Source organism: Caenibius tardaugens NBRC 16725 (genome assembly GCF_003860345.1).
Taxonomy (GTDB): Bacteria; Pseudomonadota; Alphaproteobacteria; order Sphingomonadales; family Sphingomonadaceae; genus Caenibius; species Caenibius tardaugens.
On record NZ_CP034179.1, the window covers coordinates 2,829,108 to 2,855,566 of the forward strand.

27 protein-coding genes and 1 tRNA gene are annotated in these 26,459 nt (G+C 62.4%); 15 read left to right on the forward strand and 13 right to left on the reverse strand.

The window, feature by feature from the left end; translation table 11 throughout:
- Positions 1 to 87 precede the first annotated feature (87 nt).
- The 10 genes from EGO55_RS13290 (at position 88) to EGO55_RS13340 (ending at position 10,023) form a co-directional block, all read left to right on the forward strand.
- Positions 88 to 2,184, forward strand: a complete 2,097-nt coding sequence (locus EGO55_RS13290; protein WP_124916789.1) for an SPOR domain-containing protein — start codon at positions 88 to 90, stop codon at positions 2,182 to 2,184.
- Between the two features lie 145 nt (positions 2,185 to 2,329).
- Positions 2,330 to 2,839 carry a type III secretion system chaperone family protein gene (locus tag EGO55_RS13295; protein WP_021690394.1) on the forward strand — a complete coding sequence of 170 codons (510 nt, stop codon included), beginning with the start codon at positions 2,330 to 2,332 and terminating at the stop codon, positions 2,837 to 2,839.
- Positions 2,840 to 2,891: 52 nt separating this feature from the next.
- The gene (locus EGO55_RS13300; protein WP_021690395.1) at positions 2,892 to 3,698 is read left to right on the forward strand and encodes a pyrroline-5-carboxylate reductase family protein; all 807 of its coding nucleotides are present in this window, start codon (positions 2,892 to 2,894) and stop codon (positions 3,696 to 3,698) included.
- Positions 3,699 to 3,864: 166 nt separating this feature from the next.
- Positions 3,865 to 4,614 carry a Bax inhibitor-1/YccA family protein gene (locus EGO55_RS13305; protein WP_021690396.1) on the forward strand — a complete coding sequence of 250 codons (750 nt, stop codon included), beginning with the start codon at positions 3,865 to 3,867 and terminating at the stop codon, positions 4,612 to 4,614.
- 154 nt (positions 4,615 to 4,768) lie between these two features.
- Positions 4,769 to 5,575, forward strand: a complete 807-nt coding sequence (locus tag EGO55_RS13315) for a hypothetical protein (RefSeq protein ID WP_021690397.1) — start codon at positions 4,769 to 4,771, stop codon at positions 5,573 to 5,575.
- Positions 5,576 to 5,674: 99 nt separating this feature from the next.
- Positions 5,675 to 5,750, forward strand: a tRNA-Ala gene (locus EGO55_RS13320).
- A gap of 128 nt (positions 5,751 to 5,878) precedes the next feature.
- A complete protein-coding gene (gene obgE / locus EGO55_RS13325; RefSeq protein WP_021690398.1) occupies positions 5,879 to 6,937 on the forward strand; it encodes a GTPase ObgE in 1,059 nt (352 codons plus the stop codon).
- 57 nt (positions 6,938 to 6,994) lie between these two features.
- Entirely contained in the window at positions 6,995 to 8,125 is a 1,131-nt protein-coding gene (gene proB, locus EGO55_RS13330) for a glutamate 5-kinase (protein WP_021690399.1), read from the forward strand.
- Positions 8,122 to 9,030, forward strand: coding sequence for an NAD-dependent epimerase/dehydratase family protein (locus tag EGO55_RS13335; RefSeq protein WP_021690400.1), 909 nt, complete (start codon positions 8,122 to 8,124; stop codon positions 9,028 to 9,030). Before proB ends, EGO55_RS13335 begins: the two co-directional genes overlap by 4 nt.
- Positions 9,031 to 9,147: 117 nt before the next feature.
- Complete coding sequence (locus EGO55_RS13340; RefSeq protein ID WP_021690401.1) at positions 9,148 to 10,023, forward strand: transglutaminase-like cysteine peptidase; 876 nt, start codon at positions 9,148 to 9,150, stop codon at positions 10,021 to 10,023.
- Between the two features lie 35 nt (positions 10,024 to 10,058).
- Here EGO55_RS13340 and EGO55_RS13345 read toward each other — a convergent pair whose 3' ends face one another.
- The 9 genes from EGO55_RS13345 to EGO55_RS13385 form a co-directional block, all read right to left on the reverse strand.
- Positions 10,059 to 10,298, reverse strand: a complete 240-nt coding sequence (locus EGO55_RS13345; protein ID WP_021690402.1) for a twin-arginine translocase TatA/TatE family subunit — start codon at positions 10,296 to 10,298, stop codon at positions 10,059 to 10,061.
- 111 nt (positions 10,299 to 10,409) lie between these two features.
- Positions 10,410 to 11,210 carry a phosphoadenylyl-sulfate reductase gene (locus EGO55_RS13350; RefSeq protein WP_021690403.1) on the reverse strand — a complete coding sequence of 267 codons (801 nt, stop codon included), beginning with the start codon at positions 11,208 to 11,210 and terminating at the stop codon, positions 10,410 to 10,412.
- Positions 11,203 to 11,640 carry a DUF934 domain-containing protein gene (locus EGO55_RS13355; protein WP_021690404.1) on the reverse strand — a complete coding sequence of 146 codons (438 nt, stop codon included), beginning with the start codon at positions 11,638 to 11,640 and terminating at the stop codon, positions 11,203 to 11,205. The genes EGO55_RS13350 and EGO55_RS13355 overlap by 8 nt, the downstream gene beginning before the upstream one ends.
- Entirely contained in the window at positions 11,633 to 13,267 is a 1,635-nt protein-coding gene (locus EGO55_RS13360) for a nitrite/sulfite reductase (protein ID WP_021690405.1), read from the reverse strand. The genes EGO55_RS13355 and EGO55_RS13360 overlap by 8 nt, the downstream gene beginning before the upstream one ends.
- Complete coding sequence (locus tag EGO55_RS13365; RefSeq protein ID WP_021690406.1) at positions 13,267 to 13,566, reverse strand: DUF2849 domain-containing protein; 300 nt, start codon at positions 13,564 to 13,566, stop codon at positions 13,267 to 13,269. The genes EGO55_RS13360 and EGO55_RS13365 overlap by 1 nt, the downstream gene beginning before the upstream one ends.
- Positions 13,563 to 14,330, reverse strand: a complete 768-nt coding sequence (cobA, locus tag EGO55_RS13370; protein WP_021690407.1) for a uroporphyrinogen-III C-methyltransferase — start codon at positions 14,328 to 14,330, stop codon at positions 13,563 to 13,565. The genes EGO55_RS13365 and cobA overlap by 4 nt, the downstream gene beginning before the upstream one ends.
- 92 nt (positions 14,331 to 14,422) lie before the next feature.
- The gene (locus tag EGO55_RS13375) at positions 14,423 to 15,394 is read right to left on the reverse strand and encodes a mechanosensitive ion channel family protein (RefSeq protein WP_021690408.1); all 972 of its coding nucleotides are present in this window, start codon (positions 15,392 to 15,394) and stop codon (positions 14,423 to 14,425) included.
- The gene (gene metC, locus EGO55_RS13380; RefSeq protein WP_021690409.1) at positions 15,394 to 16,623 is read right to left on the reverse strand and encodes a cystathionine beta-lyase; all 1,230 of its coding nucleotides are present in this window, start codon (positions 16,621 to 16,623) and stop codon (positions 15,394 to 15,396) included. Before metC ends, EGO55_RS13375 begins: the two co-directional genes overlap by 1 nt.
- Before the next feature lie 48 nt (positions 16,624 to 16,671).
- Positions 16,672 to 17,421 (reverse strand): hypothetical protein, encoded by a 750-nt coding sequence (locus tag EGO55_RS13385; protein ID WP_040715740.1) that lies wholly within the window; start codon positions 17,419 to 17,421, stop codon positions 16,672 to 16,674.
- Between the two features lie 46 nt (positions 17,422 to 17,467).
- Here EGO55_RS13385 and EGO55_RS13390 point away from each other — a divergent pair, with 46 nt between their 5' ends.
- The 3 genes from EGO55_RS13390 (at position 17,468) to EGO55_RS13400 (ending at position 19,711) form a co-directional block, all read left to right on the forward strand.
- On the forward strand, positions 17,468 to 17,857 hold the full coding sequence (locus EGO55_RS13390; RefSeq protein ID WP_021690411.1) for a hypothetical protein: 390 nt from the start codon (positions 17,468 to 17,470) through the stop codon (positions 17,855 to 17,857).
- Positions 17,858 to 18,097: 240 nt separating this feature from the next.
- Positions 18,098 to 18,565 (forward strand): preQ(1) synthase, encoded by a 468-nt coding sequence (queF, locus tag EGO55_RS13395; RefSeq protein WP_040715746.1) that lies wholly within the window; start codon positions 18,098 to 18,100, stop codon positions 18,563 to 18,565.
- 72 nt (positions 18,566 to 18,637) lie between these two features.
- Positions 18,638 to 19,711, forward strand: coding sequence for an AI-2E family transporter (locus EGO55_RS13400; RefSeq protein WP_021690413.1), 1,074 nt, complete (start codon positions 18,638 to 18,640; stop codon positions 19,709 to 19,711).
- Positions 19,712 to 19,748: 37 nt separating this feature from the next.
- Here EGO55_RS13400 and EGO55_RS13405 read toward each other — a convergent pair whose 3' ends face one another.
- Positions 19,749 to 20,630, reverse strand: a complete 882-nt coding sequence (locus EGO55_RS13405; protein ID WP_021690414.1) for a crotonase/enoyl-CoA hydratase family protein — start codon at positions 20,628 to 20,630, stop codon at positions 19,749 to 19,751.
- Between the two features lie 143 nt (positions 20,631 to 20,773).
- On the opposite strand from EGO55_RS13405, the gene EGO55_RS13410 reads away from it, so the two are divergent.
- Positions 20,774 to 21,280 (forward strand): nuclear transport factor 2 family protein, encoded by a 507-nt coding sequence (locus EGO55_RS13410; protein WP_021690415.1) that lies wholly within the window; start codon positions 20,774 to 20,776, stop codon positions 21,278 to 21,280.
- Between the two features lie 72 nt (positions 21,281 to 21,352).
- Here the strand turns inward: EGO55_RS13410 and EGO55_RS13415 are convergent, their stop codons facing one another.
- From EGO55_RS13415 to EGO55_RS13425, 3 genes are read right to left on the reverse strand one after another with little or no spacing between them, the layout of a single operon-like run.
- A complete protein-coding gene (locus tag EGO55_RS13415) occupies positions 21,353 to 23,104 on the reverse strand; it encodes an N-acyl-D-amino-acid deacylase family protein (protein ID WP_021690416.1) in 1,752 nt (583 codons plus the stop codon).
- On the reverse strand, positions 23,104 to 23,955 hold the full coding sequence (locus tag EGO55_RS13420; RefSeq protein ID WP_021690417.1) for a Coq4 family protein: 852 nt from the start codon (positions 23,953 to 23,955) through the stop codon (positions 23,104 to 23,106). Before EGO55_RS13420 ends, EGO55_RS13415 begins: the two co-directional genes overlap by 1 nt.
- Before the next feature lie 33 nt (positions 23,956 to 23,988).
- A complete protein-coding gene (locus EGO55_RS13425; protein ID WP_021690418.1) occupies positions 23,989 to 24,849 on the reverse strand; it encodes a TauD/TfdA dioxygenase family protein in 861 nt (286 codons plus the stop codon).
- 172 nt (positions 24,850 to 25,021) lie between these two features.
- On the opposite strand from EGO55_RS13425, the gene EGO55_RS13430 reads away from it, so the two are divergent.
- A complete protein-coding gene (locus EGO55_RS13430; RefSeq protein WP_021690419.1) occupies positions 25,022 to 26,305 on the forward strand; it encodes a TetR/AcrR family transcriptional regulator in 1,284 nt (427 codons plus the stop codon).
- Positions 26,306 to 26,459: the final 154 nt, after the last annotated feature.

Below are 26,459 nucleotides of genomic sequence, written 5' to 3' on the forward strand. Positions count from 1 at the left end.
GCGCACCTGCGTGATGGAACGGCATGCCTTCTGGCATTGTCGGTTGCTTGCGTTGCGAGTTCCGCAGCCGGGCAGTCCGGGCCAGTGGTGTCGCGCGAAGTCGTGCAGCCTCTCCCTCCGGCCAGTACGAGCGCGCTGAACAGTGCGCTGCAAAGGCTGGCCAACAATCCGCAGGATGCCGGGGCGCTGGTGGATGCGGGCTTTGCCGCGCTGGATATCGGCGATGTGGACGCCGCGGTCGGCTTCTTCAGTCGGGCGGATTCCGTCGACCCGGGCAATGCGCGTGCGAAGGCGGGGTTGGGCGCGGCCTATGTGCGCAGCGAAAATCCCTATGATGCATTGCTCATGTTCGAAGAGGCGGACAAGGCGGGCGGCGTTCCCGCCATCCTCTCCGCCGATCGTGGCCTTGCCCACGATCTGGTTGGCGATACCGGTTCGGCGCAGGCCTACTATCGCAAGGCGCTTGCGCTCGGTCCCAATGCCCAGGTGACCCGGCGACTAGCGGTGAGCCTTGCCATATCGGGCGATCGCAACGGTGCCGAAGCGGCCTTGTTGCCGTTGCTGCGCAAGCAGGATCTGGCGGCTTATCGTTCGCGTGCGTTTGTTCTGGCCATTCTGGGCGATGCGAAAGCCGCGCAGGAGATCGTCGATCAGGTGATGCCCCGCGATATGGCCAGCAAGCTTGCGCCGTATCTGCGGTACATGCCACGCCTTACCCCGGCGCAGCAGGCTGCGGCGGCGAATTTCGGTCATTTCCCGCAAACGGCGAATATCGGCAAGGATAACCCACGCGCGGCCCGTTACGCCTCCAATACAAAGCGGCCACAGGTCGCCAGTGCCAGCCTGCCACCTGAACAGTCGGCGCTGGTTCCTGCAGGCGAACCGTTGGGGCGCAAGACAACGGCCGGGGATGCGGCAGCCAAACCGCCCAAAGCGTCCGGCAATCGCCGCCCGACGAAGCAGGCTTCGCCGCCGCCGGCACAAGCGGTGGCAGCCCCCGTTGCACGTGCAGCCCCCCCGGCTGCCCCAGCGGGTGAATTGCCCCCGATTGCGCAGGCCAGCCCCGGTACGCAAACCCGCGCGATGACGGGTGGCGCCGCGGTGAGCGAACCGGCCCCTGCTATGGCTGCAGCGGTCACAGCCAATCGTCTGGGTGGGCCTGCCGCCGCCGCACTGCCTCCGCCGGCCCGTTATCCCGCAACCTCACCTGCGCCCTATGCGCCCGCACCCCAAGCGGTCACAGCGCATACGTCCGCAGCGGCGTCCGTCCCCGCGGCACCCGTTGCTCGGGCGGCGGATGCGGCCATTGCCAGCTTCGGCACGGGTCAGGCACAGCCGTCACCGGCAGCGCCTGCGGCATCCGGCGCGCAAGCTGACCCTTCGTTCATCGGTCCGCATCGGACTGGCGATGCCGGACCGGGGCAGCCGGTGTCCGGCACTGCACCCGTGATCGTCGCAACTGCGCAAGTGGCGCGCAATGCCACACCGCGTGCCTCCGAAGCGGTGACCGAGCCTGCGGCCTATGTCCCGGCCGCAACGACACCATCCGCAGCGAGCGCCACCCCGACGTCGGTCGCCGGACCCGGTTTCACCTCGCTGGAACCCGCGTCGTCGCCGCCACCGCCTGCTCCAACGGGCCCTGTCAGTCTGGCGGAGGCTTTCTCGGACTTCACTTTGCCGTCCGCGCCGCAACGCGTTGCCGGGGCGGTGGACATCACGACGATCACGCCGCGCCGGGAGGCGCCACCCGCACCCAAACCCGCCGCGCCAGATCCGAAGGTGGCGCAGGACCCAAAAGCGGACGCGAAGAATGCAGGCGTGCGCGCCGATCCTAAGGGGGCAAAGGGTGCTAAAACCGCAGCCGACGCGAAAGCGCAAAAGGATGCCAAGCCCAAACCCCCCGCGCATCCGCCGCGCCAGTGGGTGCAGGTGGCCACTGGCCGCGATACTGGCGCGCTGGGATTCGATTGGCGCAGGATGAGTTCGGGCAACGCCGAACTGTTCAAGGGGCGCCAGCCCTATGTCGCGAAATGGGGGCAGACGAACAGGCTGGTCACCGGCCCGTTCCCCAGTGCCGCAGCCGCGCAGGAATTCGTTTCCAAGCTCAAGAAAGCGGGCGTGAATGCCTTCATTTTTGCCAGCAGCGAAGGTGAAGACGTCTCCCTATTGAAAGCGGGCCGTTAGATGGTTGTGGGGCGCATCCCCCGCTTGTGCACAGCTTTTGAACAGCCTTGTCGAGTTTTGCCCAGCGCCATGCGCCCCTTCCATTGCCGTAACCACCTGTCGCGTCGCATCGATAGAGCGCAGTGGCGAAAGGCGGGATAGTGGCATGAGAACCAGCGGACGGGAATTTGACCGGGGCGAAGAGGACGCCGCGCCGGTTGATATGCTGCTCCAGCTTTTCGAAGCGCGCGGCTGGCCGTGTGAATATGTCGGTGATGACGAAATCTCGGGCGAAATCCAGGGCAGCTGGGCCAATTATCAGATTCGCGCGATCTGGCGCTCGGAAGATCGGGTGTTGCAGCTTCTCTGCCTGCCCGATGTGCGGATTCCGCAGAACAAACGCCGCGAAATGTTCGAACTGCTCGCACTGGTGAATGAACAACTGTGGCTGGGGCATTTCGATATCTGGTCGAACGGCAATGTGCTGCTCTATCGTCATGGGATGATGCTGGGTGATGACGGATTGCTCAGCCTGACGCAGGCCCAGGCGGTGGTGGAAGCCGCCGTCAGCGAATGCGACCGGTTCTATCCCGCATTCCAGTTTGTCCTGTGGGGCGACAAGAGCCCGGCGGATGCGCTGGACAGCGCCTTGGTGGACCCTGCTGGCGAGGCCTGAAGGCGCTGTGCGGGCTTGACGGCGAGGCGTCGGAAGATCAGGCGAGGCTACTATGGTTACATTCAATTCGATCCTGATCGTCGGATGCGGCAATATGGGCGGCGCAATGTTGGCTGGCTGGCTGGCTGGCGGCTATGCGCCCGAACGCTTCACCATCGTCGACCCTGTGCTGCCTGCGGCACCCGATGGCGTCACCTTGCTGCGCACGCTGCCCGAAGCGCGCTTTGATGCGATTCTCCTCGGGGTGAAGCCCCAGTTGTTCGCCGATATTGCGCCGACGATCGAACCGCTCGCGGGGCAGGCGGTGACCGTGCTGTCGATGATGGCGGGGGTTGAACTGGCGAGCCTCGCCGCGCGTTTTCCCCGGGCCGCTGCGCATATCCGGATCATGCCCAATCTGTCCGCTGCGCTCGGCAAATCGCCGCTCGCTCTGGCGGCGCTGGGGTTGGATGATGATGGCCGCGCCGCGACCACGGATTTTGTCGCGCCGCTTGGCCGCAGCGAATGGGTGGACGAAGGGCTGTTCGATTTGGTGACCGCGCTTGCCGGATCGGGCCCCGCATTCGTCTATCGCTTCATCGATGCGCTGGCTTCCGGCGCGGAAGCGCTCGGCATGGCGCGCGATCAGGCCGATCGCCTCGCGCTTGCCACGGTGGAGGGGGCATCGGCTCTGGCTGCGGCCTCGGACGCTTCTGCTGCGGAGCTGGCTCGACGCGTGACCAGCCCAGGGGGGACCACGGCTGCGGGGCTGGCTGTCATGGATCATGACGGCGTCTTCGCATCGGTGATCGAGGCGACGCTCAAGGCGGCGCGTGATCGCGGTGCGGAAATGGCAGCGGCAGCACGCGGCGAGGCCTAGAAAAGGCTGCGTTGGCAACTGCGTCTGCAACACTTTGTTACAATGCCCCATAACGGTCGGTTTCAGGGGGTGTCGGTTTCAGTTTTCCTTGAAAAATCCCCGGGCAAACGCGATATTGTCCTATGACCAGCCCATTCCTGAGGCTGGCAATGGAGATTTGGACAACATGGCCAACTGGAACGATCCCCAGCCCCGGCAGACGGGCTTCGGCGCGTCTCCGAGCCTGAATGGTGAGGCAGTCACCCGCTCGACCTATGACATGGGCCTGCGGCGGCACATGCTCTCGATTTACAATTACATGGCTTCCGGTGTCCTGCTTTCGGGTATCGTTGCCTTGCTTTTCGCCCAGTCGGGCTTTGCCGCGCAGATCATGACCGGCGGCGGCGCGCTTGCGTGGCTCATCATCCTCTCGCCGCTGGCGTTCGTCTTCGCGATGAGCTTCGGCGCGAACCGCTTCAGCACCGGCGCGCTTCGGGCGATGTTCTGGGGCTTTGCGACGGTCATGGGGCTGTCGCTGTCGACGATTTTCCTCGTCTATACGCAGGCGTCCATCGCGCTGACCTTCTTCGCCACGGCGGCGGCGTTCGCCGGGTTGAGCCTGGTCGGTTACACCACGAAGAAGGATCTGTCCGGCATGGGCACGTTCCTGATCATGGGCGTGATCGGTCTGCTGGTGGCGATGGTTATCAATATGTTTGTCGGTTCGACTGTGATGCAGCTTGCGATCAGCGCGATCGGCGTGCTGATTTTCGCTGGTCTGACCGCTTATGATACGCAGCGTCTGAAGCTGATGTATCATCAGGTTGCAGGCACCGAATTTGCAGGCAAAGCCGTGGTTCTCGGTGCGCTTAGCCTCTATCTGGACTTCATCAACATGTTCCAGTTCCTGCTTGCCTTCCTCGGCCAGCGCGACTGATCGTAATTCTGAGTCGGATTATCGTGCCCGGGGCGTGGATTTCACGCTCCGGGCATTTGCATTATGGTTACTAACGTTTAGGTTACTTCATCCTGGCGAAAGGCGCTGTGCAGTAGGGATCGCATGGTGTCGGCAAACGGAGGGGCTCGCCTGAATGATTAGTTTTACGTTCACCAAATCGCGCAACGTCGTTGCCGCAGCAGGCCTTTCTGTGCTTGCGGCTTGCGCAACGCCGCCACCGCCACCGCCACCGCCACCACCGCCGGTGGTTGCCGTTCCGTCGCGTCCGCTGCCGCCTTTCGGTGCAGCGGCCAATACGTTTATCCCCCCTGTCGGGGTGGATGGCCTGCGGCAGACGGTGAATTCGCACGTCAGTTCGGCGCAGCGCATCTGGAATTTCCGTTCCGCCTACAACGTGGCTGCGCTCAATTGCTTGCAAGTCCAGTATGGGGGCATTCTCGACGGTTACAAATCGTACCTGACGAAGTACAAGCGCGATCTCGACCGTATCAACAAGACGGTCGAGGGCGAATGGCGCAAGGCGGAAGGCACGGGCTATATGCGCGCCCGGGATAGCTACACCACGCAAGTCTACAATTATTGGGCCTTGCCGCCGGTATTGCCCCGGTTTTGTGAAGCCGTGGCGCAGATTGCCCAGCAGGAGCAATTGACGCCGTCGCCATCGGTCGATGTCATGTCGGAAACCGGTCTGGCCCGGCTGGAAGGCATCTTTGGCGATTTCTACAGCGCCTTCGAACAGTATCGCGTGGATAGTGCGGCCTGGGATGCCAAGTATGGGGCGACATACGGGTACAGCCAGATGCAGTACACCAATGCCGCCTATGCGCCGCCCGTCTATATCAATCCTCCGCCAGTAGCCTCGGCGCCGCAAGCTGCCGTATCGGCTTGCCCGGCGAACGCCGGTTCAGCGCAAGGCGCGACGACCACCGATATCTGCTAGGGGGACTGGCTCGGAAAAATTGCTCTTTCATGCGTGCGTCTCCTTCGCTAAGAGGCGCACGCTTGTGGGCTTTTTTAACCCGCAACGCTGCACTGGAACGGGGCCGTAGCTCAGATGGGAGAGCGCGTCGTTCGCAATGACGAGGTCAGGGGTTCGATCCCCCTCGGCTCCACCAGTGGCGTTTACTTTGTCCGGCCTCTTGCGACGTGTTATCCAGCCGCATGGCAGGCGGCCGATTGGTTGACGGTGCATCGGCCGTGAACCGCATTGCCGCAAACCCGTTGCAAGGCCTCCGGAACCACTATGCATTTTCTCGACCAAGCCAAGATTTACCTTCGTTCCGGTTCGGGTGGCCCCGGCGCGGTCAGTTTCCGGCGTGAAAAATACGTTGAATATGGCGGGCCCGACGGCGGCAATGGCGGCAAGGGTGGCGACATTGTGTTTGAAGCGGTGCCTGCGCTCAACACGCTGATCGATTTCCGCTATACGCAACACTTCAAGGCGCAGCGCGGTGGCCATGGCATGGGCAAGGACCGCACAGGCGCCAGCGCACCCGATCTGGTCATCAAGGTGCCGGTCGGCACACAGATCATTTCGGACGAAGATGGCGAAACCGTTCTGGCCGACCTGACCGAAGTGGGCGAACAGATCATCCTGCTCGAAGGCGGGATCGGCGGTCGTGGCAATGCCAGCTACAAGACCAGCACCAACCGGGCGCCACGCCAGCATCAGCCGGGTATCCCCGGCGAGGAACTATGGGTCTGGCTGCGGTTGAAGCTGCTGGCGGATGCGGGGTTGGTCGGGCTGCCCAATGCAGGCAAATCGACCTTCATCAATCAGGTTTCCAACGCCCAGGCCAAAGTCGGCGATTATGCCTTCACCACGCTGGTCCCCAAGCTGGGGGTGGTGCGCCACAAGGGGCGCGAATTCGTGCTGGCCGACATTCCCGGCCTGATCGAAGGCGCCGCCGATGGGGCGGGTATCGGCGATCGTTTTCTCGGCCATATCGAGCGTTGCCGCGTGCTGATCCATCTCATCGATATTTCGGGCGAAGATCCGGCGGAAGCGATGCGCATCGTGGAAGATGAGCTGGCCGCCTATGGTGGGGGGCTGGATGACAAGCCACGCCTGATCGCGCTGAACAAGGTCGATCTTGCCGATGCCGAACTGGTAGAAGGCTTTGCGCAGGAACTGAAGGATGCCGGTGCGGACGCTGTGTTTCCGATCTCCGGTGCCACGGGCGCGGGGGTTGAGGCCTTGCTCGATGCCGTGCTGTCCTATCTCCCGGCGGCGACCACGACCGAACGCCCCGATGGGGAAGTGGAGGATGAGGCCGAAGCCGAGCCTTGGTCGCCGCTCTGACACGTTCCACGGACGCGGCTTTGCAATCGTCGTATGACCGTCTAAGTCCGCCGCACAATGTCGATTGCCCGTCTCTCTGATCTGGCCGATGCGGCCACATGCCCCCGCCTTGTCATCAAGGTGGGATCGGCGCTGCTTGTCGCCAAAGGTGAACCCCGTCGTGCATGGCTGGAAGGACTGGTGGATGAAATCGCCGCAGCCCGTGCCCGTGGACAGGACGTGGTGGTTGTCAGTTCCGGCGCCATTGCGCTGGGCGCGGCCCGGCTGCGCCTGCCCAAGGGCGGTCGGGCGAACCTTGCCGATGCCCAGGCCGCTGCGGCAGTGGGCCAGATCGCCTTGGCCGAACTCTGGTCGGAGCTGCTCGGGGCGAAAGGGATCGTTGCGGCGCAATTGCTGCTGACGCTGGAAGATCTCGAGGATCGCCGCCGGTATCTTAATGCCAGCGCCACACTGGGGCGGTTGCTGCAGGCGGGCGTTGTCCCTGTGGTGAACGAGAACGACAGCGTGGCGACACAGGAAATCCGCTTCGGCGATAACGACCGGCTGGCTGCCCGGGTGGCGCAGGCGGCCAATGCGCAGGCGGTGCTGCTGCTGTCCGATATCGATGGGTTGTACGATCGCGATCCGCGTCAGTCGGGTGCGAACATGCTCCCGCTGGTGCGCGGCGTGACTGCGGAAATCCACGCCATGGCAACGGGCGGGTCCGGCTCGGGCCTGGGCTCTGGCGGGATGACGGCAAAATTGCTGGCTGCGGAAATTGCCGAACGCGCCGGGATCGTGCTCGCGATTCTCAACGGCACCTACGACAGACCGGTGGCGCGGGCGCTGGACAAGGGGATCGGTACGCTGTTCCTGCCGCGCCGCAAGGACGCCGCGCGTAAGGCATGGCTGGGCGGGCGTTTGCGGATGAAGGGCGCGCTGACGATCGACAGCGGTGCCGCATCGGCGCTGCGTTCCGGCAAAAGCCTGCTTGCCGCGGGGATCACATCGGTTGAGGGATCGTTCCATCGCGGTGATCCGGTGGCCATCCGCGACGATGCCGGAACGGTGCTGGCGCAAGGGCTGGTCGAATACGACGCTGCCGAATGTGTGCGGTTGCTGGGCCGTAGCTCGGCCGAACATGCGGATATTCTTGGTTATGCCCCCCGTTCGGCGGTGGTGCATCGCAATCAGTTGGTGCTGCTGTGACAATTGCTGTGACCGGGGCGACCGGGTTCGTTGGCCAGGCCCTGATGGATATCGCCAACCTGAAAGAGATCCCTGTGCGTGCGCTCGTTCGCCGACAGCAGCTTGACCGCAAGGGCGTGACCTGGGTTCATGGCGATCTTGCCAATCGCAAGGCGCTGCGCCGCCTGATGGAGGGGGTAGAGGCCGTGATCCACGTGGCGGGCGTGGTCAATGCGCCCGATGCCGCGGGGTTCGAGGCGGGCAATGTCCAGGGCACGCTGGCCGTGGTCGAAGCCGCGCTGGCGGCGGGCGTACCGCGCTTCATCTTCGTATCCTCGCTTGCCGCGCGTGAGCCGCACCTCTCGGCCTATTGCGCCTCGAAAAGCCGCGCGGAAAAAATCGTGGCAGCCAGTGGGCTGGACTGGACGATTGTGCGCCCGCCCGCGGTCTATGGCCCGCGCGATACGGAAATGTTCGAGCTGTTCCGGTCCGCCAAGTGGGGTGTTGTGCCGATGCCGCCGCCGGGGCGTGCCTCTGTCATCCATGTCGATGATCTGGCCGCGCTTCTGCTGGCTCTGTTGCCGGGCGGCGAAGACGTGACGCACAAGGTCTTTGAACCGGATGACGGGCAGGGCGAAGGCTGGGGCCATCGGGAACTGGCCGATGCGATCGGCGGCGCCGTAGGGCGGAGGCCATGGGTGCCCCATCTCAGCCGCGCGGCGCTGGATCGCGTATCCCGGCTGGAAAGCTTTTTTCGCCGCGAAAAATCCAAACTGACCGCTGACCGGATCAGTTACATGACGCATCCAGACTGGGTGGTGAACCCTGAACGCAGCGTGCCGCGCCTGCGATGGAGGCCGCGTGTCCGCACGCTTGATGGGCTGAAGGCCACGGCGGATTGGTATCGCAAACAGGGCTGGTTGTGACCCTTTTGGGGCATACTGGTGGCATTGGGCGCAAATCCACCACGTTCTGACTCGTGATGCTCGGTCTGCAGGCCGGTTTCGCCTAGAATGGCGCAAGGGGCCGCATAGGGGGCGTTGATGACAAAAACCCGTGCGCATGCAAAAGGCGCGCTGACCGGTATGGTGCTGACAGGCATTGTGCTGGGGGGCTTGGTCGCCTGGTCCCCAGCCTTTGCTGGCGCGCAGGATGCACCTGACGATGCGCAGGCGGTTGTTTCGCCGGTTCCGCTTCAGGAATGCCCGCAGCAGGCCCTGTCCAGTGCATTGCCCGCAAACGCGTTGCCCGCAGATCCCGCGCCGCTGGGCCCGTTGTTCTCCGATCTGGATCAACCGCTTGATCCGGTGCCCGTGACAGACTGTATCGTGCGCCCCCCTGCACCCGATCTGTTCGGCAAAGTGGCCCTGCCCGTGCGTGTGAAAGCGCCAGCGGCCGAATGGTACAGGCTGGCGGGGCCCTCGCTCGATAGTGTGCAGGGGCCGTGGACAACACTTTTCCAACCGGGCGGCAAGGCAGGCTGGTCCGATCCGTTGGTTGCCGTGAACCGCTGGATCAACGGATATGTGCGCTATCTCGACGATGCCAATGGCGATCGCTGGGCGTCGGCTGCGGACACCCTGCGCTATCGCATCGGCGATTGCGAGGATTTCGCCATCGCCAAAATGGCCTTGCTCCAGCATATGGGTATCCCGGCCGACGACATGTTCCTGATCGTGGTCAGGCCAATGCAGGGCCGGGGGGATCACGCGGTTCTGGCCGTGCGGCGCGAAGGGGTGACCTATATTCTCGACAACCGGACCGACCGGGTGCTGAGCGATCGGCAGGTCACAGATTATCAGCCCATGCTTGGTTACAATGGGCCGTTTACGTGGGTCTATGGCAGGCAGGTGGCAAACCGCACGCCGCCGCCCCGCAATGCGGACACCGTGCCGGGGGCCGGTTACTTTACGAAATAGCGCGAAGCAGGCGGTAATCGCCCTGCCGAACGAGGTTACCGATCGCTGGTGGCGCGATCGGTGCTGGCGGCCGTCTTCTCGGCTTCGGGCGGGGTCTGGCTGATTTGTGAGGCCTTGCCCGGTGCTTCAGGTTCATCCTTTTCGGACATGCCTTGCTTGAAGCTGCGCAGACCCTTGCCGAATTCGCCCATGGTTTCCGAAATACGGCCACGTCCAAACAAGATCAGCACCACGATCGCAACGATGATCCAGTGCGTAAGCGACATCGAACCCATTTCAAAACTCCTTTGGCGCACGCATCATAGCAGTGGCGGTGCGCCGGGGAAAGCAGTGTGCGCTATGCGCCATGCGGGCGCGGCACCGGGGCAGTCAGCCTTCCGTATTGCTCAGAAGACCGGTTCGTAACCCGGAGGCAGGTCGTCGGCACCGGGCACTTCGGTGCTTGTCGGCACGTGAATGCCGCATTCGGTCTTGTCCCAGCCTTTCCAGCGTCCGGAACGCGGATCTTCACCCGGCGCGACCTTGCTGGTGCAGGGCGAGCAGCCGATCGAAGGATAACCCTGTTCGACCAGCGGATGTGCCGGAAGATCGTGTTCGACCATATAGGCGTCAAGATCGTCCTTGGTCATGCCGATCAGCGGATTGACCTTGAGCCGCCCGGCAGCGTCCGAAGTATCGAGTTCGAACACCGGCAGATCGGCGCGTGTGGCCGACTGGAACGCCTTGCGGCCAGTCAGCGACGCGTCAAAATGGGCCATCGCCTTGGCCAGCGGCTGGACCTTGCGGATTTCGCAGCACCCATCCGGATCGTACGACCAGCGCAGTCCGCTTTCATCCTTGATGGCCAGTGCTTTCGCATCGGGTTCGAGGTTGATCACGTTGGTCAACCCGAGCTGCGCGATCAGTGCGTCTCGATAGGCCAGCGTTTCAGGGAAATGCTTGCCCGTTTCGAGAAACAGCACGGGCACCGCGGGATCGATCTGCGATGCGAGATGCAACAGGACCGAACTTTCTGCGCCGAAGCTCGACACCAGTGCGGCGCGGCCAGCCACCCCATCGACCAGCACCGCACGCAGCACGTCCTGCGCCGAAGCCGCCGCAAAACGCGCGTTCAGCGCGGCGGCATCTTCAGCGGTAAAACGGGCAGCGGTATCGATGCGATCGATGCGGCGTGCGGCATCAGGCATTGGGTAATCCGTGACGTTTTGCCCAGATCGGCGTGCGCCCGTCCGTGGTCGGCTGATACACGTCCGGCCAGCGGTTGAAGGCCGCTTCGGCATCTGCCGGATCGAGCGGTTTGTCAGGGGCGAAGGCATCGAACCCGCAGCGCCGCAAATGCGACAGGTGATCAACCGGAATTTCGCCCACGGCGCGCAGTTCGCCCGAGTAACCCGCTTCGCGCAGGATGCGCGCGGACGAAAAGCCACGGCCATCGGTGAAGACGGGGAAATTCACCTCGACCAGACGCAGCTGTTCGAGATGCCCGAGAAGATCGCGCGCGTCGTCGCCCGGTTCCAGCCGAACAGCCGTTGCGTTGGTCTGTTCCGCGAAGGAATCCACCGTGACGGCCGGATCGGCAACCTGTTCGTCGTCGCGAAAGCGCAGCACATCAACCATAGAGCGCCTCCTTGAAGGGTGCCATGCCAATCCGGCGATAGGTGTCGAGGAACCGTTCCCCGTCCTGCCGGTTGGCGAGATAGACATCGGTGGCCGTTTCGACCGCGCCGACAATGCCGTCTTCGTCGAAGCCCGGCCCGGTGATCGTGCCCAGCGACGTATCGTCGCCTTCGCAGCCGCCAAGCAGGAGCTGGTAGTTTTCGACGCCCTTACGGTCGACGCCCAGAATGCCGATATGGCCGGCATGGTGGTGGCCGCAGGCATTGATGCAGCCGCTGATCTTGAGCTTCAGTTCACCCAGTGTGCTGCTCTTGCCGGTTTCGGAGAAGCGCGTTGCGATCTTCTGCGCGACCGGGATCGAGCGGGCGTTGGCGAGCGAGCAGTAATCGAGGCCGGGGCAGGCGATGATATCCTCGATCGTGTCGAGATTGGGCGCGCCCAGGTCTGCGGCGACCAGCTTCTGCCACACGGTGTAGAGATCGGCCTTCTTCACGTGCGGCAACACGATGTTCTGCGCATGGGTCACGCGCAGTTCGTCGAAGCTGTAATCCTTGGCCAGATCGGCCATCACGTGGATCTGTTCTGCCGATGCGTCACCCGGAATTCCGCCCACCGGCTTGAGGCTGATATTGGCGACAATGTAGCCGGGCTGCTTGTGCGTCACGCAGTTGCGTTCCACCCACAGCGCGAAATCGGCATCGGACAGGTCCAGATCATCCGCTGCGCCGGCTTCGAAAGCGGGGTCGGTGAAGTAAGTGGAAATCCGTTCCAGTTCGGCAAGCGGCGGTTCGATGCCCTGCTGCTGCAGAAGCGCGTATTCTTCTTCCACCTGACGCGCATATTCGTCCTTGCCCAGCTCGTGGACGAGGATCTTGATACGAGCCTTGTACTTGTTGTCGCGGCGGCCATAGCGGTTGTAAACGCGCAGGCACGCTTCGGAATAGGTGATCAGCTGATCCAGCGGCACGAATTCGCGAATGCACGGCGCGATCATCGGGGTACGGCCCATGCCGCCACCGACATAGAAGGCGGCGCCCAGTTCGCCGGCATCGTTCTTCACAATGCGGATGCCGATGTCATGCAGCTTCATCGCCGCACGGTCGGTGTCGCTGGCGATCACCGCGATCTTGAACTTGCGCGGCAGGGTGAGGAATTCCGGGTGGAAGCTCGACCACTGACGCAGCAGTTCCGCATAGGGGCGCGGATCGGCGATTTCATCGGCAGCGGCGCCCGCGAACTGATCGGAGCTGATATTGCGGATGCAATTGCCGCTGGTCTGGATAGCGTGCATTTCCACCGTGGCGAGATCGGCCAGAATATCGGGCGCATCTTCCAGCTTGATCCAGTTGTACTGGATGTTCTGGCGGGTGGTGAAGTGGCCATAGCCACGGTCATACTTGTCCGCGATCTTCGCCAGCATGTGCATCTGTGCGGAGCTGAGCGTGCCATAAGGCACGGCCACGCGCAGCATATAGGCGTGCAACTGGAGATAGAGCCCGTTCTGCAGGCGCAGCGGGCGGAAATGTTCCTCGCTCAACCGGCCTTCGAGGCGGCGCTTGGTCTGGTCGCGGAATTCCGCGACGCGGGTATCGACCATTTCCTGGTCGTATTGGTCGTAACGATACATCAGATCACCCAGTTGCCGGCTTCGGGATCAGCAGGCTTGAGAGTAAGGTCAGGGCGCACGGTCGGGCCGAGCGCACGGATACGGTCCTTGATATGGGCCGGGCGGACAGTGCCACTGTCTTCACGTACCCCGTCGATGACATAGGATGCGTTGACGTGGCGTGCGGCTTCCTCGCGGGCGGCGATCACATCGGCTTCATCGCCGACATCGACCGCATCCTCGACGTGGAGCGACCAGTCGTCACCGGCCCACCAAATGACGGCCCCGGTCTTGAGGTCGTTTCCGGTCAGGATCTTCATGGCATTGCCTCCAGCGCGACATGGGCCAGCGCGGTGTCATCCCGCGCGGTCACGTCGCCGATAATGATGAGAGCGGGGCTTTTGACCTTCGCGCGAATCACGAGATCGGGCAGCCCCGCCAACGCGGTACGCAACACGCGCATATCCGAACGCGCCGCGTTTTCAACCACGGCTACGGGTACATCGGGTGCCAGACCATCGCCCATCAGCTTTTCCGCGATCTGCGGGGCCGTCTTCACGCCCATGTAGATCACCAGCGTCCGCCCCTTGCCGGCAAGGCCCGCCCAATCCTGTTCGGTCAGGCCTTTGCACTGGCCTGCCACGAAGCTGACAATGCTGGCGCCGTCACGGTGGGTCAGCGGAATCTGTGCCGATGCCGCAGCGCCCATCGCGGCGCTGATGCCGGGGACAATCTGCACTGGCACGCCAGCCGCGCGGCAGGCTTCGGCTTCTTCGCCGCCACGCCCGAAAATCAGCGGATCGCCCCCTTTCAGGCGAAGAACATCATGCCCGGCCAGAGCTTCGCGCACGAGCAAGGCGTTGATATCGTCCTGCGCCATGGTGTGGTGGGCACGGCGTTTGGCAACGGAAACCATCCGCGTACCTGCGCGCGCCAGTTCCAGCACGGCGGGATCGACCAGCCCATCGTGAACGATCAGTTTCGCGTTCATGATTAGGCGTGCCGCGCGCAGCGTCAACAGGTCGGGATCGCCGGGGCCGGCGCCAACCAGATACACGGTTCCAATGTGAGAACGGTCTTGCATGCATGGCCAGATGGCGGGTCGCGTGCTGATTTGCCAGCGAGAATGGTTTTGCCTGTGCCTAGCTGATCTTTATCCGGGACAGGCCGCCCGGATTATCGGCCCGTGCGATCGGGATCGGCGATGTCGGCCAGAAAACCCGAATCCCGGGCCTGTTCGCGCAGTGTCAGGTGCACATCGCGCTGCGGATAGGGGATGCGGATGTCGTGTTCCTGAAACAGGCGCCACACGTTTTTGAGCACATCGGAACGCACGCCGCCAATTCCTTCTTCCGGGTCCATGATCCAGAAGCGAATTTCAAAATTGATCGCATTTTCGCCCAGCGCGACGAGCAGTACCTTGGGGTCGGGGTTTTCCAGAACGCGCGGGGCGGCCACTGTGGCCTGCATCATCAGGCGTTCGGCCAGTTCGATATCCGTGCCGAACGCCACGGGAACAGGCACTTTCACGCGGACATTGCGCGTGCTGTACGACCAGTTTTCCACCTGATTGACCATCAGGTTCTCGTTCGGGATCAGGTATTCCTTCATGTCGCGCGTGGTCACGGAAATCGCGCGGATACCGATCTTGCGGATCTGGCCGAAACTTTCCCGCCCGCTCATATCGCTGACGGCTATCACATCGCCCGGTTTGATGGACCGGTCCATCAGCAGAATAATCCCGGCGATCAGGTTACCGAACGTTTTTTGCAGGCCAAAGCCGATGGCCAGGCCGAATGCCCCTGAAAACACCGCCAGCGCGGTCAGATCGATCCCGAGAAAGTCGATGCCGATAAGGACAGCGATGGCCCATACCGCGATGCTGGCCAGCTTGTCGGCCAGCAGTTTCTGCGTCGGATCGAGTCGGGTGATGCGGGTCAGCACGAAGTGCGACAGTTTGCTGATCAGTTTCGCGAAGATCACGACACTGATGATGACGAAGATCACCACCAGCGCATCCCACGCGGAAATATGCGCCTTGCCGACATCGATGGCGTAGCTGTCGAGCGTTTCGACAAATCGGGCGAGAGGCATATTCTCCGAAGAAACGGCCTGCTTGATTCCCTCCGCGCCCGCGACCGTACCCATCAGCCCCTCATCCGGGCGAAGGCCCGTTCGAGATCGGCGATCAGGTCGGCCGGGTCTTCAAGGCCGATCGCCAACCGGACGCCGAAACAGTCGGCGGGATTGGCGCCCTCCGGCGGCCAGCTTGTCGCGCTGCGGCATCCGGCGGGGTTGAGCGGTACGACCAGACTTTCAAACCCGCCCCAACTGTAACCGATGCCGAACAGTTCCAACGCATCGACGAAGCGGTTCTGCGCTGCCTCGTCGGCGTTTCTGAACAGGAAGCTGAACAGGCCGCAGCCCCCGGTGAAAGTCCGCGCCCATGTTTCATATCCCGGTGCGCCGGGCAGCATGGGGCAGAGCACTTGCGACACTTCGGGGCGGGTGGCCAGCCATCCCGCGATTTCCAGAGCACTGGCCGCACCGCGTGCCAGCCGGACCTGCAATGTGCGCAATCCCCGCAGGGCAAGCGCCGCATCGTCGGGTGAAACGACCTGTCCCAATTGCTGATGGGTTCGGCGCAGGCGGCGGTAAAGCGCATCGCCCGCAGCCACGCTGCCCATCATCAGGTCCGAATGACCGCCAACGTGCTTGGTCAGCGACATGATCGCGATATCGCAGCCACGTTCCAGCGCAGGGAAACCCAAGGGGCTGGCCCAGGTGTTGTCGATCAGGCTCACCGCGCCCTTTTCGCGGGTAATCGCCGCAAAAGCCGGGATGTCGGGCACTTCCATCGTGAGGCTGCCGGGGGCCTCCAGCAAGACAGCGCGTGTATTCGGGGTGAAGCGCGCGGCGAAACCATCGCGATCGAGCGGATCGAAAAATTCGGTCGTCACGCCAAAGTTTGCGAGCAGCCCTTGGCCGATATTGCGGCTCGGTTCATAGACATTGTCAGCCATCAGCACATGGTCGCCCGGCTTGACCAGCGCCAGCAACGCGCCCGCGATGGCGGCAACCCCGCTGGGATAGAGCAGGGTTCCTGCCGCGCCGGGTTCCAGTTCGGTCAGGGCTTCGGACAGCGCCCATTGGGTGGGGGCGCCCCGGCGGCCATAGTAAAACCGGCCATCGGCATTGGTTTTTCCGCCCTCTTTCAGTGCGGCGACACTGTCGTAAAGATGGGTGCTGGCGCGCCACACGGCGGGATTGACCACGCTGCCTGGCTGGTCGGCCGTCCCTGTCCATTCAGGCCGGCGTCCGGCGGCGACAAGGCGGGTTCCGACACCCGATTCCCGAAGTGCATCGTCTTTCTTCACACGGCCAGACCTAGCCGCGCGGTGACGTGAGGTCGAGAGGGTTCGGGTTCAGGCCGCCTGCGAAGTCGGCTGGTCGAGCGTATGCTGGCCGATTTCCGCATAGACACGCGGGCCGGTATCCAGCCGGAACGGGCGCAGGCCTGCACCGGGGCCAGCGGGCTTCTGGCCCACAACGCATGTTTCGACCAGTGCGCTGTCCAGCCCCACGGCCTCGATCCGCAAGCGGGCGAGCGGCACGAACAGGACGGCGCTATCCCGGCGCAAGGGGCGGATCGCACTGATCGGCAGGCGCAACTGGCCGTTGAGGAATGTGCTCTGCCCGGGGAGCAGCGCCTGAATGCGGTGTTGCGGCGGTTGCGTGCCCAGCGGCCCGGCAAACTGTTCCTCTGGCGAGATCGACGCGTGCGCGGAAATCAGATCGCCGTGAATGGCAAGATCGCGCAGCATTTGTTGTGAGGTGTTGGTTAGGGTCAACTGGTAGGACAGGGTCGCATTGACCAGCGAAACGCTGAGGCTGGTCGTTTCCAGAGCATAGCGTAGCGGGCCGAGCGGCGTGCTTGCCGGAGCGGCGTCCTCGCTTTGCGGGACAGGTGCGACGGCCACTGGTTCGGGTGCGGGGGCCGGACCACGTATCCTGGCCGGAGGAGAGGGTTCTGGCGCGGCGGCTGATGCAGGCGCGGGGATGGGCCGGGGTTGCGGCCGCTCGATCTCTTCTACGGCAAGAGTGCGTCTGCTGCCCTGATTGTGGCGCCAGAACAGGTATCCGCCGATCGCCATGGGAATCAGGAGCAGCGCCATGAGGGCGTAGCGCCACCATGCCGCTGTTCCCGTGTCGCCGGATTCGATGACAGGCGTTGCCGGAACCGTGGCTGGCACGGCTGGCGGCGTTTCGCTGGCGGCCGGGCTCGGTGTGGGTGGCGTTGCCGGCGGCGTTGCGGGTGTGGCGGCGGTTTCCGCAGGCGGTGTGGGCGCGGTTTCGCTGGAAACGGCAGGGGCTGCGGCGGGTGTCGCAGTGTTGCGCGCCGTCGGTGCGGTTGCCGGTTTCGACTGTGTGGCTGCAGGCGCGACAGGCGATGCTGGTGCGGTGCGGGGGGCTGTCGGTTTTGCCGTGGTTGCGGGCGCGGCCGGTTTCGGAGGGGGAACGTCCAGCTTTGGTGCGCTTGGGGGCGTCGGCTGTGCACGCGGGGCTGTGCGCTGCTGGACAATGGGATTGTCAGGCGTCGTTGGTCCCTGAATGTCGGGAGCAGACGGCGGAAGCCTGAATCCTTCCAGCCCGGCGCCGCCGTCTGTGGTCTGGGCATACACCGGCAGAGCGGCCGCAATGGCCACTGCCGCTATCGTTGCCTTTGTTACCTTCGAAACCATCACTTGCCACCTGTAAGCGCTCAAGCGCAGGGCGCGCTGAATAGCGGATGAACCCTGCGCGTCAATTCGCCACCTTGTGCATCCCGTCAGATCGCGGCATCAGCGGGGCATGACAAACGATGAAACGCGCCCCGAAACCCGCCATCTCGGTCAACAGAGTACACTTCCTTCCTCGCCGGAGGAAGCCGTGCTGGACTATGTGCCGAATCCCCGCCCGGATGCGCTCTATACGATCCGGTTTTCCGCGCCTGAATTCACCTCGCTCTGTCCGGTGACGGGTGCGCCGGATTTTGCGCATCTGGTGATCGATTACGCGCCGGGTGACACGATCGTCGAATCAAAATCGCTCAAGCTGTTTCTCGGCAGCTTCCGGAACCACAATGGATTCCATGAAGACGTGACCGTAGGAATTGGGCAGCGCCTGTTTGCCGAGATGCGTCCGCGCTGGTTCCGGATCGGTGGATACTGGTACCCACGTGGCGGTATTCCAATCGATGTTTTCTGGCAATCGGGTGTCGCACCGGAAGGATTATGGGTTCCAGATCAGGGGGTTGCGAATTACCGGGGGCGTGGCTGAACGGCGCTGCGGGCAGGCGGAAGCGATGTCTTTGGTATTGGCGTTTTTCTGTTTTGATGCGATGTAATCCGCATGCAAGATGACGAGCCGCGCAAGTTCCAGTTTGAGGATGCAGGATTTCTCACACTCGTTGTCCTGGTTACGCTCGCGTTTGCTTGGCTTATCGCACCCTACTTTGGCGCTATCCTGTGGGCTGTCGTGGCGGCCATTCTGTTCGATCCTGTCAATCGCAGATTGGCGGTCGTGCTGGGGGGGCGGAAAAACCTCTCGACCACGCTGACGCTTCTCCTGATCGTTGCTCTGGTCATCATACCCGCTCTGCTGCTGGGGTTCGCGCTGGTTCAGGAAGCGGTCTCGGTCTACAATCAGATACAGTCTGGTCAGGTCGATTTCCCCGGTATGATACAGCGTTTCGTCGCGTCCTTGCCGGATTGGGCAAACCGGATCGCCAGATCGGCGAGTATGAACGATCTCAATGAACTCAAGGATCTGTTCGGAGGCGGGGTGGCCAGTGGCTTGCAGGCCATTGCCTCGCGCGCGCTCAATCTGGGGCAGGGGGCGCTCAAGTTCCTCGCTTCGCTGGGGGTGATGCTCTACCTCACCTATTTCCTGCTGCGCGATGGCGAAAGCCTCGGCAGAAGAATTCTTCCGGCGATCCCGCTGCGGTCCGCTGAACGGGATGCGCTGCTGCGCCATTTCGTGGTTGTGGTCCGCGCCACCATGAAAGGCACCGTTGTGGTGGCAGTGGTGCAGGGGTGCCTCGGCGGACTTGTTTTCTGGATTCTGGGGATCGAAGGCGCACTGCTGTGGGGCCTGATGATGGGTTTCTTCTCGCTGGTGCCGGCGGTTGGCACCGGGGCGGTGTGGGTTCCCGTTGCGATTTATCTTCTGGTTACCGGATCGGTTTCCGAGGGCCTCATCCTGATCGGATTCGGCCTGCTTGTGATCGGGATGGTCGATAATCTGTTGCGTCCCATCCTTGTGGGCAAGGAAACCCGCATGCCCGATTTTGTGGTGTTGATCGCAACCTTGTCTGGCCTTGGCATATTTGGCCTTAACGGTTTCATTGTCGGGCCCATGATTGCCGCGCTGTTCATGGCCGTGTGGAGCATGGTGGCAGACCAGCGCCGTCAGAAAGCTGTTTGACGGCGCCCGCCTGCGGGCACAGATTGCGGCCGGGTAATCAGCCCTCCTGCCAGGGATAGAATGGTGGCATGGCCGAGGCCTGGCCGGAAAAATTCGGCGCGCGTTTCTCCAGAAATGCCTGCACGCCTTCCTTCCCGTCGCCAATGCTGGCGTGAAACATGGCAAGCGATTCAATGTCGTGCGCGGCGCGGGGGTGCGGCTGCGCGGCATTTTGCAGAACCATCTGGCGGATCAGTGCGATACTGACGGGGGAACGATCCCGAACGAGGGATCGGGCGAAATCACAGGCCGCATCCACAAGGTCTTCGGGCGCATGAACCGATTGCACCAGCCCCTTGTCCAGCGCTTCGGCCGCATCGAAGATATCGGCGCGATAGAACCATTCGAGTGCCTGCTGCATCCCCACGATTCTCGGCAGAAACCATGTCGAACACGCCTCGGGGGTAATGGCGAGCTTGCCGAAAACGAACCCGATCCGGGCTTTGTCCGAAGCCAGACGGAAATCCATGGGCAGCGTCATGGTGGCGCCGATCCCGACCGCAGCCCCGTTGATCGCGCCGACGATCGGTTTGAGGCAATCGAACATGGCCAGTGCAACGCGCCCGCCGGTATCGCGCACGCCGCGTTCGATGGCATCGCGCACCGGCCGTTCCTGCATGTCAGCCAGCGTCGGAGAGAGGCTCTCATCCAGCCCGAACACGTTGCCACCCACCGACAGGTCCATTCCCGCGCAGAAAGCCTTGCCTTCGCCGGTCACCACAATCGCTTTTACGGCGTCGTCCGAACTTGCCCGGCGATAGGCATGTTCGAGTTCGTCAGCCATTTCCACGGTAAAGGCATTGAGGTTGTCCGGGCGGTTCAGCGTGAGGCGCAGCAGACCATCATCGGTTTCGTAACGGATCGTGTTGTATTGGCTCATGGCGTGTCCTGCTTCCCTTGCGCGGATATGGCGCGCTGTGCCGCGATCACCGATGGTGTCGCCTTCCGTTTGTGTCATGGTCTGCACGAACCTGAATCGCAAGCCGTTGCGGACCATGATCCGCTGGCAAAAGGGAGAGTACGATGCCTGTTACCCTGGAAGATCTCGCCGCGCGTCTCACAGCGCTCGAAGACATCGATGCCATCCGACAGTTGAAGGCGCGATACCTGCGTTGCTGCGATTTGAAACAGGTCGACGAATTGCGCGAAACGTTCCTGCCCGGCCCGATCCGCATCGCCTATCAGAATTTTCCGGTCTTCACCGATCGGGACGATTTTCTCAAAGTCTATCAGGAAATGGCCTGTCAGGGCGGGGTCTATGACATCCACCATGCCACCAACGGTGAAATTACCCTGACCGGGACGGATAGGGCCACGGGGAAATGGTCGCTGAACTTCCGCACGATCCTGCTGGCCAATCGTTCGGTCACGCGGCTGGGCGTGGAATACGAGGATGTCTATCACAAGCGCGACGGGCGGTGGTACATCGCGGAAACGCTCAGTTATGTCACGTCGATGGTGACAGAAGTCATCGGCGAGGATGGCAGCCCGAAATATGTTGCCTTTGGCGCGGCGCCGGTCGCCGCTTAGGCAGGCTTGGTTGCCAGAGGGCGGGCACAGGCCCCTGCGGAAGGCATTGCGCCATCCGCAGGGGAAAGGGTGTCAGGCCGGTTCCAGCGCCGGGTTTACCTGCGGGGCCGACTGGTTGCCGCGTACCACGCGTCCCGGGCGGGCACCGGTTGCCTTGTCATTCCGGCGGATCACCGTGCCGGAACAGAGCGTGGCGATATACCCGGTGGCTTCCTGATCGAGCCGCCGCCCACCCGTCGGCAGATCGCGCCGGATCACAGGTAGGTGCAGGCGCATGGCATCGGTATCGATTACATTGACATCCGCCTTGTAACCGGGGGCAATAAGTCCGCGATCCTCAAGGCCCACTGTCCGGGCGGGGCGGGCGGTCAGCGCCTCGATCGCCTGCGGCAGGGTCAGGCGCGGACCATTACGGTCACGTACCCAGTATGTCAGCAGGAACGTCGGATAGCTGGCGTCGCAAATCGCGGCATAGTGCGCGCCGCCATCGCCCAGACCCATGACCGTGTCGGGGTGGTTGATCATTTCATAGAGCGCGTCGAACTTGCCCTGATAGTAGTTGCCCAGCGCGTTGTAGAGCATGCCGCGTCCATCGCCGCCGTTCATCAGCAGATCGTAGGCGACCTCTTCCGGGCTGCGGCCTTGTGCCCGTGCCTGTGCACCAACGCTGGTTTCCACCGGCGGTTCGTAATTGGGTTCGCCGTTGAACGGGAAAATCCAGTCCCAGTTGCGAGTCATCATGGCCAGCGGATTGCCGTCTTGCGGCTGTTCGGCCAGCAGCGTTGCCCGGAAGGCCGGATCGCGCAGGTGCACGAGCTTTTCTTCCAGCGGCAGATCGGCAATTGCGACATAGCTGGGGCAGAGGGAGAACGGTTGCGTGGAAAGGTCGAAGCCGCAGACCATACCGACCGGGCGTGGCAGGATTTGTGGCGCGATCGAGAGGCCGCGGGCATTGGCTTCTTCGACGATGCTCAGCGCTTCGCGGAACACCGGTTCGCCGTGGTTCGATGTGCCAAGCGTGAAAGTGGCCGGGCGGCCGCAATCTTCGGTAATGGCAATCAGATGGCCCAGTTCGTCCTTCCAGCTCTGGAACGGGGAATCGAGCACCATTTGCAGAACGCCTTTTCCGGTGTCGCGCATGGCCGAGGCAATCGCCTTCAGTTCTGCATCATCCGCCGCAAAGCTGGGAATATTTTCCCCTGCCTTGGTGCGGTGGATCAGCAGGCGCGATGTGGCAAAGCCGATGGCACCTGCATCCAGCGCCTCGCGCGCGAGATCGTACATGCGGTCCATATCGTCAGGCGTTGCCGGTTCGCGATTGGCCCCGCGTTCACCCATTGCGTAAACGCGCAGCGGGCTGTGCGGCAGAAGTGCCGCCACATCGATATCGCGTGGACGCGCCGCCAGGGCGTCGAGATATTCGGGGAAGGTTTCCCACGACCAGTCCAGCCCTTCCGCCATGACCACGCCGGGAATGTCTTCCACCCCTTCCATGACGCGGATCAGCATATCCTGATCTTCCGCGCGGCAAGGGGCGAAGCCGACCCCGCAATTACCGGTCACGACGGTGGTGACGCCATGCGACGACGAGGGTGAGAGTTCTTCCGACCACGCGGCCTGCCCATCGTAATGGGTATGAATATCCACGAAACCGGGAGTCACGGTGAAGCCGGTGGCGTCGATCACATCGCGGGCATCGCCCTGCCATGTGCCGCCTACCCAGACGATCGTATCGCCTGTGATCGCGACATCGCCGACGAAGGGGGTCTTGCCGCTGCCATCAACGATGGTGCCGCCGCGGATCAAAGTATCGCACTGTGCCATTATTCGGCTGCCTCCCGCAGAAGTTCTTCTTTGCCATCGGATGCCCAGAACATCCCTTCCGCATGGGTGTCGAGGAACACCGCCTCGCGCACGCCCAGCGCGGCGCGAGCCTCTTCCAATGGCAGGTGGAAGGCTGTTTCAAGCGTCTTCATGAACAGGGCGTCGCTCGCCTTGCCGACCTTGATCCCCTGTTCGATGCATTTGACCGCCGTCATCCAGACTTGCGGGTAATGCAGCAGGGTGCGTACGGTGTAACGCAGCGAACCGAAGATATACATCATGCACAGTTCCGCCGCGAGATCGGGGTTCTGGATGAACTTGAACGTATTGGTCAGGCGATACCAGTAAGGCACTAGTTCGCCCATGAAGTTGAACCCGCCGCCGGTGAGGATATGTTCGAAATCATGCGTCTGCCCGGCGCGCAGGTTAAAGAATTCCAGCTGGGTTTTGGGTTCCTGCCAGGGCGTGATCTGGATCTCGTAATTGCCTTCGGTGATCCAGGTATAGAAAATTCCGCCCAGCGATCCGGGATCGTATTGTTTGAAATCGGCGATCGCGTAAGTCGAATGGAAGCCTTCGTTGAACCAGGCGTCGAATTCCGGATTAACCTTGCGTTCGGCGGTGATCATCTCCTCGATCTGATCAAAGTCGCGCAGTTGATCGAGAATACCCATGAATTCATACATCTCGGCGGGCGGGGGCAGGTCAGAACCATTCCGGCGCAGCAGGATCATGGCAAGCCATTCGCGCAGGCGCGGATTGTTCAGATACTTGGAGGACGAGACAAGCACGCTGCTGGGGGTTTCGACCGGCATGACGCCGCGGAAGAGATAGGGAATGTCATCTGACATGCGGTAGCTCCTTGGACGGAAAATTATAGGAAATCAGTTGATCGTCAATGCCTTGTCGCCCGAACTCCAGGCGTCAATGTTCGCATCGCCTACCTTGAACTGGGGCAGGAGATCGAAGAAACTCTTGTCGGCAACAACAATACGCTGAAGCTTGCGTGGGGTCATCCCGTTAAGGTCGCAACGGGCGTGTTGCAGGGCGATATTGTCCCAAATGATAAAGTCGCCGTTGTTCCAGTCATGGCGATAGACGCGTTCCGGCGCATAGAGTTCGGCGAACGCCTGCGCGAGCAGGGCATCGCTCTCCGTCTGCGGCAGATCGACAATGCGCGAGGTCTGCATATCGCTGATATAGAGCACGGGTTCGCCGGTGCGGGGATGGGGGATCAGCAGCGGGCGCACCTGATGGGGCAGATCGGTGGGTGTGTCGTATCCGACCATGCGATGGGACTGGACCGGGGCAATCGTGGTAATCGCTTCGCGTTGTTCCAGCCGATTGCCGAGTGCGGGGGGCAGCGCACGAGCGGCTTCTACCCCGTTGGCGAAAGCCGTCCAGCTTTGCCCGTCATTTACCGCCAGCGCGTGGAGCGAGATGATCTTGAACGGTTCTTCGGTGAACGCAAGATCGCTGTGCCAGGTGAGCGGACCCGCACCCAGGGCCCCATCGCTGGAAATTTCGCGATATTCGCCATGTGCGCCGAGCACTGTGCCAAACAGGCCCAGTACTTCGGCCTGTGTTGCTTCATCGAGCTTCTGATTGCGGAAGACGATCAGTTTGTGCCGGTTGAACAGTTCGATCAGCCGCGGGGCAAAACCATCGGGCAGGGGAAATTCCAGTGCTACGTCGATTTCCATGCCGAACGGTTCGAGTGCGCGTTCGGTCCACGCCGTAGTCATGCCTTGATTCTCCCGGTATGTTGCTTGATCGAACGGTATCCAACCGTTCGATATGTGTCAAGGTTGTGCGCACGGCCCTGCTGGGGGCGGCGTCGAATGGGGGCCCGGCAGGGATGCGGGGCAGGGGTGTTAGCGGGATGCATTCGCTGACTATGCTGTTATAGCGCGTGTGATGGAGGGGACTGTCGTTTCACAGGAAGCCATTTCGCCAGAAGCACAGGCGCAACCGCTGTCGGCGCGTGTGCGGCATTTGCTCAAAGTGGCGCGTGCCGAATTCGTGGCGGCTGGCTTCGATGCCGTCAGCATCGATTCGATCGCGCGCGCATCGGGGGTGAGCAAGGAAACGATCTACCGCTATTATCCTGACAAGAAGGCGCTGTTTCGCGCCGCTATCGAGGAAATGGGGGTTGAGTTCAGCGCCCGGGCAACGGCTCTGTCCCGCGCGCAGGATGCGCCGGACAAAGCTTTGGTCAGCCATGCGCTGGCCATTCTGGATTCGGCGGTCGATGGCGGACTATTGAATGCGGCCTGGGTGGCGATCAGCATTGCGCGGATCATGCCGGACTTCACGGAAGAGCTGCAGAACTTGCAGTCGGCACGGCTCGAACCCCTGCGCAATCTGTTGCAGGCTATTGCTGACGCGCAGGGGATCGGTACGTCGGTGCCGCTCGATTTTGCGGTCGATTTCGGTTCGCTGTCCTCGGAAAGCCCGTCCTTGTTGATGGGGTTCGTCAAGCCGGACCCTGCGCGACGCGAGGTGATTGCCCACAGGGTCGCGGGCATGTTCGGGCAGGGTATCCTGCATTTCAGGGATTGTGGATCGGCGCAGGTCATGCCTGTCCACGTACCGTCCTCGGGGGGGGATGCCCCGGCCGCGCATATTCGCAACCTTCTGGATGTGGCCGCGCACCATTTTCTGGAAAACGGATATCAGGGGGCAAGCCTTGACGTGATCGGTGCCGAGGCGGCTGTGGGCCGTGGCACGCTCTACCGCCATTTCGGGAACAAGGCGGGCCTGTTTTCAGCGACCATGCGCGATCTTGCACGGTCAGCGGCCCATGTTTCGCCACCGTTGCTGCCCGCCGGGCAGCCTGCACAGGCTGCATTGACGGCATTTCTGGACGCAAGCCTGCAGGCGCTTGGCAATGCCCGGTCGATTGCCTTGCATCGCACCGTCATCGCGGAAATGCGGCGCGATCCCGAACTCGCGCGGGACGTCTATGCGATCATTCGTGCGCCCTGGCTTCATGCGTTGACAGAGTGGTTGGATAGTCTGGCTGCGGCCGATCTCATCCAGCTTCATGATCACGCATGGTATGCCCGGCAGATGCTGGTGTTGTCCCTGAAAGGCAACCGTATCATCGCGGCGGGCAAGCCGATGGACCGGGCCGAGATCGAAGAGGCGGCGCATCATGCCGCGGCGATCGCATTGCACGGATTTGCCGCCGCGCTTTGATCAGCGAATATTTCTCATGAATGCGTAGAGATGCAATTGTAGTTGTACGCATTATGGCTCTATAATAGATTTTTATCGCAAAAATGCGTCAAAAATCTGCGCGCTGAATTTGAACTTTGATGCAGGTCAATTTTTCGAATCGCACAACGCTTCA

Bases quoted from the DNA above. Each gene is read 5' to 3' on its own strand.
- EGO55_RS13430 (WP_021690419.1), top strand. From the start codon at position 25,022: ATGGAGGGGACTGTCGTTTCACAGGAAGCCATTTCGCCAGAAGCACAG.
- EGO55_RS13295 (WP_021690394.1), top strand. From the start codon at position 2,330: ATGAGAACCAGCGGACGGGAATTTGACCGGGGCGAAGAGGACGCCGCG.
- EGO55_RS13425 (WP_021690418.1), bottom strand. From the start codon at position 24,849: ATGACTACGGCGTGGACCGAACGCGCACTCGAACCGTTCGGCATGGAA.
- EGO55_RS13415 (WP_021690416.1), bottom strand. From the start codon at position 23,104: ATGGCACAGTGCGATACTTTGATCCGCGGCGGCACCATCGTTGATGGC.
- obgE (WP_021690398.1), top strand. From the start codon at position 5,879: ATGCATTTTCTCGACCAAGCCAAGATTTACCTTCGTTCCGGTTCGGGT.
- EGO55_RS13340 (WP_021690401.1), top strand. From the start codon at position 9,148: ATGACAAAAACCCGTGCGCATGCAAAAGGCGCGCTGACCGGTATGGTG.
- EGO55_RS13405 (WP_021690414.1), bottom strand. From the start codon at position 20,630: ATGAGCCAATACAACACGATCCGTTACGAAACCGATGATGGTCTGCTG.
- EGO55_RS13305 (WP_021690396.1), top strand. From the start codon at position 3,865: ATGGCCAACTGGAACGATCCCCAGCCCCGGCAGACGGGCTTCGGCGCG.
- EGO55_RS13350 (WP_021690403.1), bottom strand. From the start codon at position 11,210: ATGCCTGATGCCGCACGCCGCATCGATCGCATCGATACCGCTGCCCGT.
- EGO55_RS13385 (WP_040715740.1), bottom strand. From the start codon at position 17,421: ATGGCGCTGCTCCTGATTCCCATGGCGATCGGCGGATACCTGTTCTGG.
- EGO55_RS13345 (WP_021690402.1), bottom strand. From the start codon at position 10,298: ATGGGTTCGATGTCGCTTACGCACTGGATCATCGTTGCGATCGTGGTG.
- cobA (WP_021690407.1), bottom strand. From the start codon at position 14,330: ATGCAAGACCGTTCTCACATTGGAACCGTGTATCTGGTTGGCGCCGGC.
- EGO55_RS13390 (WP_021690411.1), top strand. From the start codon at position 17,468: ATGACAGGCGTTGCCGGAACCGTGGCTGGCACGGCTGGCGGCGTTTCG.
- EGO55_RS13360 (WP_021690405.1), bottom strand. From the start codon at position 13,267: ATGTATCGTTACGACCAATACGACCAGGAAATGGTCGATACCCGCGTC.
- EGO55_RS13375 (WP_021690408.1), bottom strand. From the start codon at position 15,394: ATGGGTACGGTCGCGGGCGCGGAGGGAATCAAGCAGGCCGTTTCTTCG.
- EGO55_RS13355 (WP_021690404.1), bottom strand. From the start codon at position 11,640: ATGGTTGATGTGCTGCGCTTTCGCGACGACGAACAGGTTGCCGATCCG.
- EGO55_RS13410 (WP_021690415.1), top strand. From the start codon at position 20,774: ATGCCTGTTACCCTGGAAGATCTCGCCGCGCGTCTCACAGCGCTCGAA.
- EGO55_RS13420 (WP_021690417.1), bottom strand. From the start codon at position 23,955: ATGTCAGATGACATTCCCTATCTCTTCCGCGGCGTCATGCCGGTCGAA.
- EGO55_RS13315 (WP_021690397.1), top strand. From the start codon at position 4,769: ATGATTAGTTTTACGTTCACCAAATCGCGCAACGTCGTTGCCGCAGCA.
- EGO55_RS13365 (WP_021690406.1), bottom strand. From the start codon at position 13,566: ATGAAGATCCTGACCGGAAACGACCTCAAGACCGGGGCCGTCATTTGG.
- queF (WP_040715746.1), top strand. From the start codon at position 18,098: ATGACAAACGATGAAACGCGCCCCGAAACCCGCCATCTCGGTCAACAG.
- EGO55_RS13300 (WP_021690395.1), top strand. From the start codon at position 2,892: ATGGTTACATTCAATTCGATCCTGATCGTCGGATGCGGCAATATGGGC.
- EGO55_RS13400 (WP_021690413.1), top strand. From the start codon at position 18,638: ATGCAAGATGACGAGCCGCGCAAGTTCCAGTTTGAGGATGCAGGATTT.
- proB (WP_021690399.1), top strand. From the start codon at position 6,995: ATGTCGATTGCCCGTCTCTCTGATCTGGCCGATGCGGCCACATGCCCC.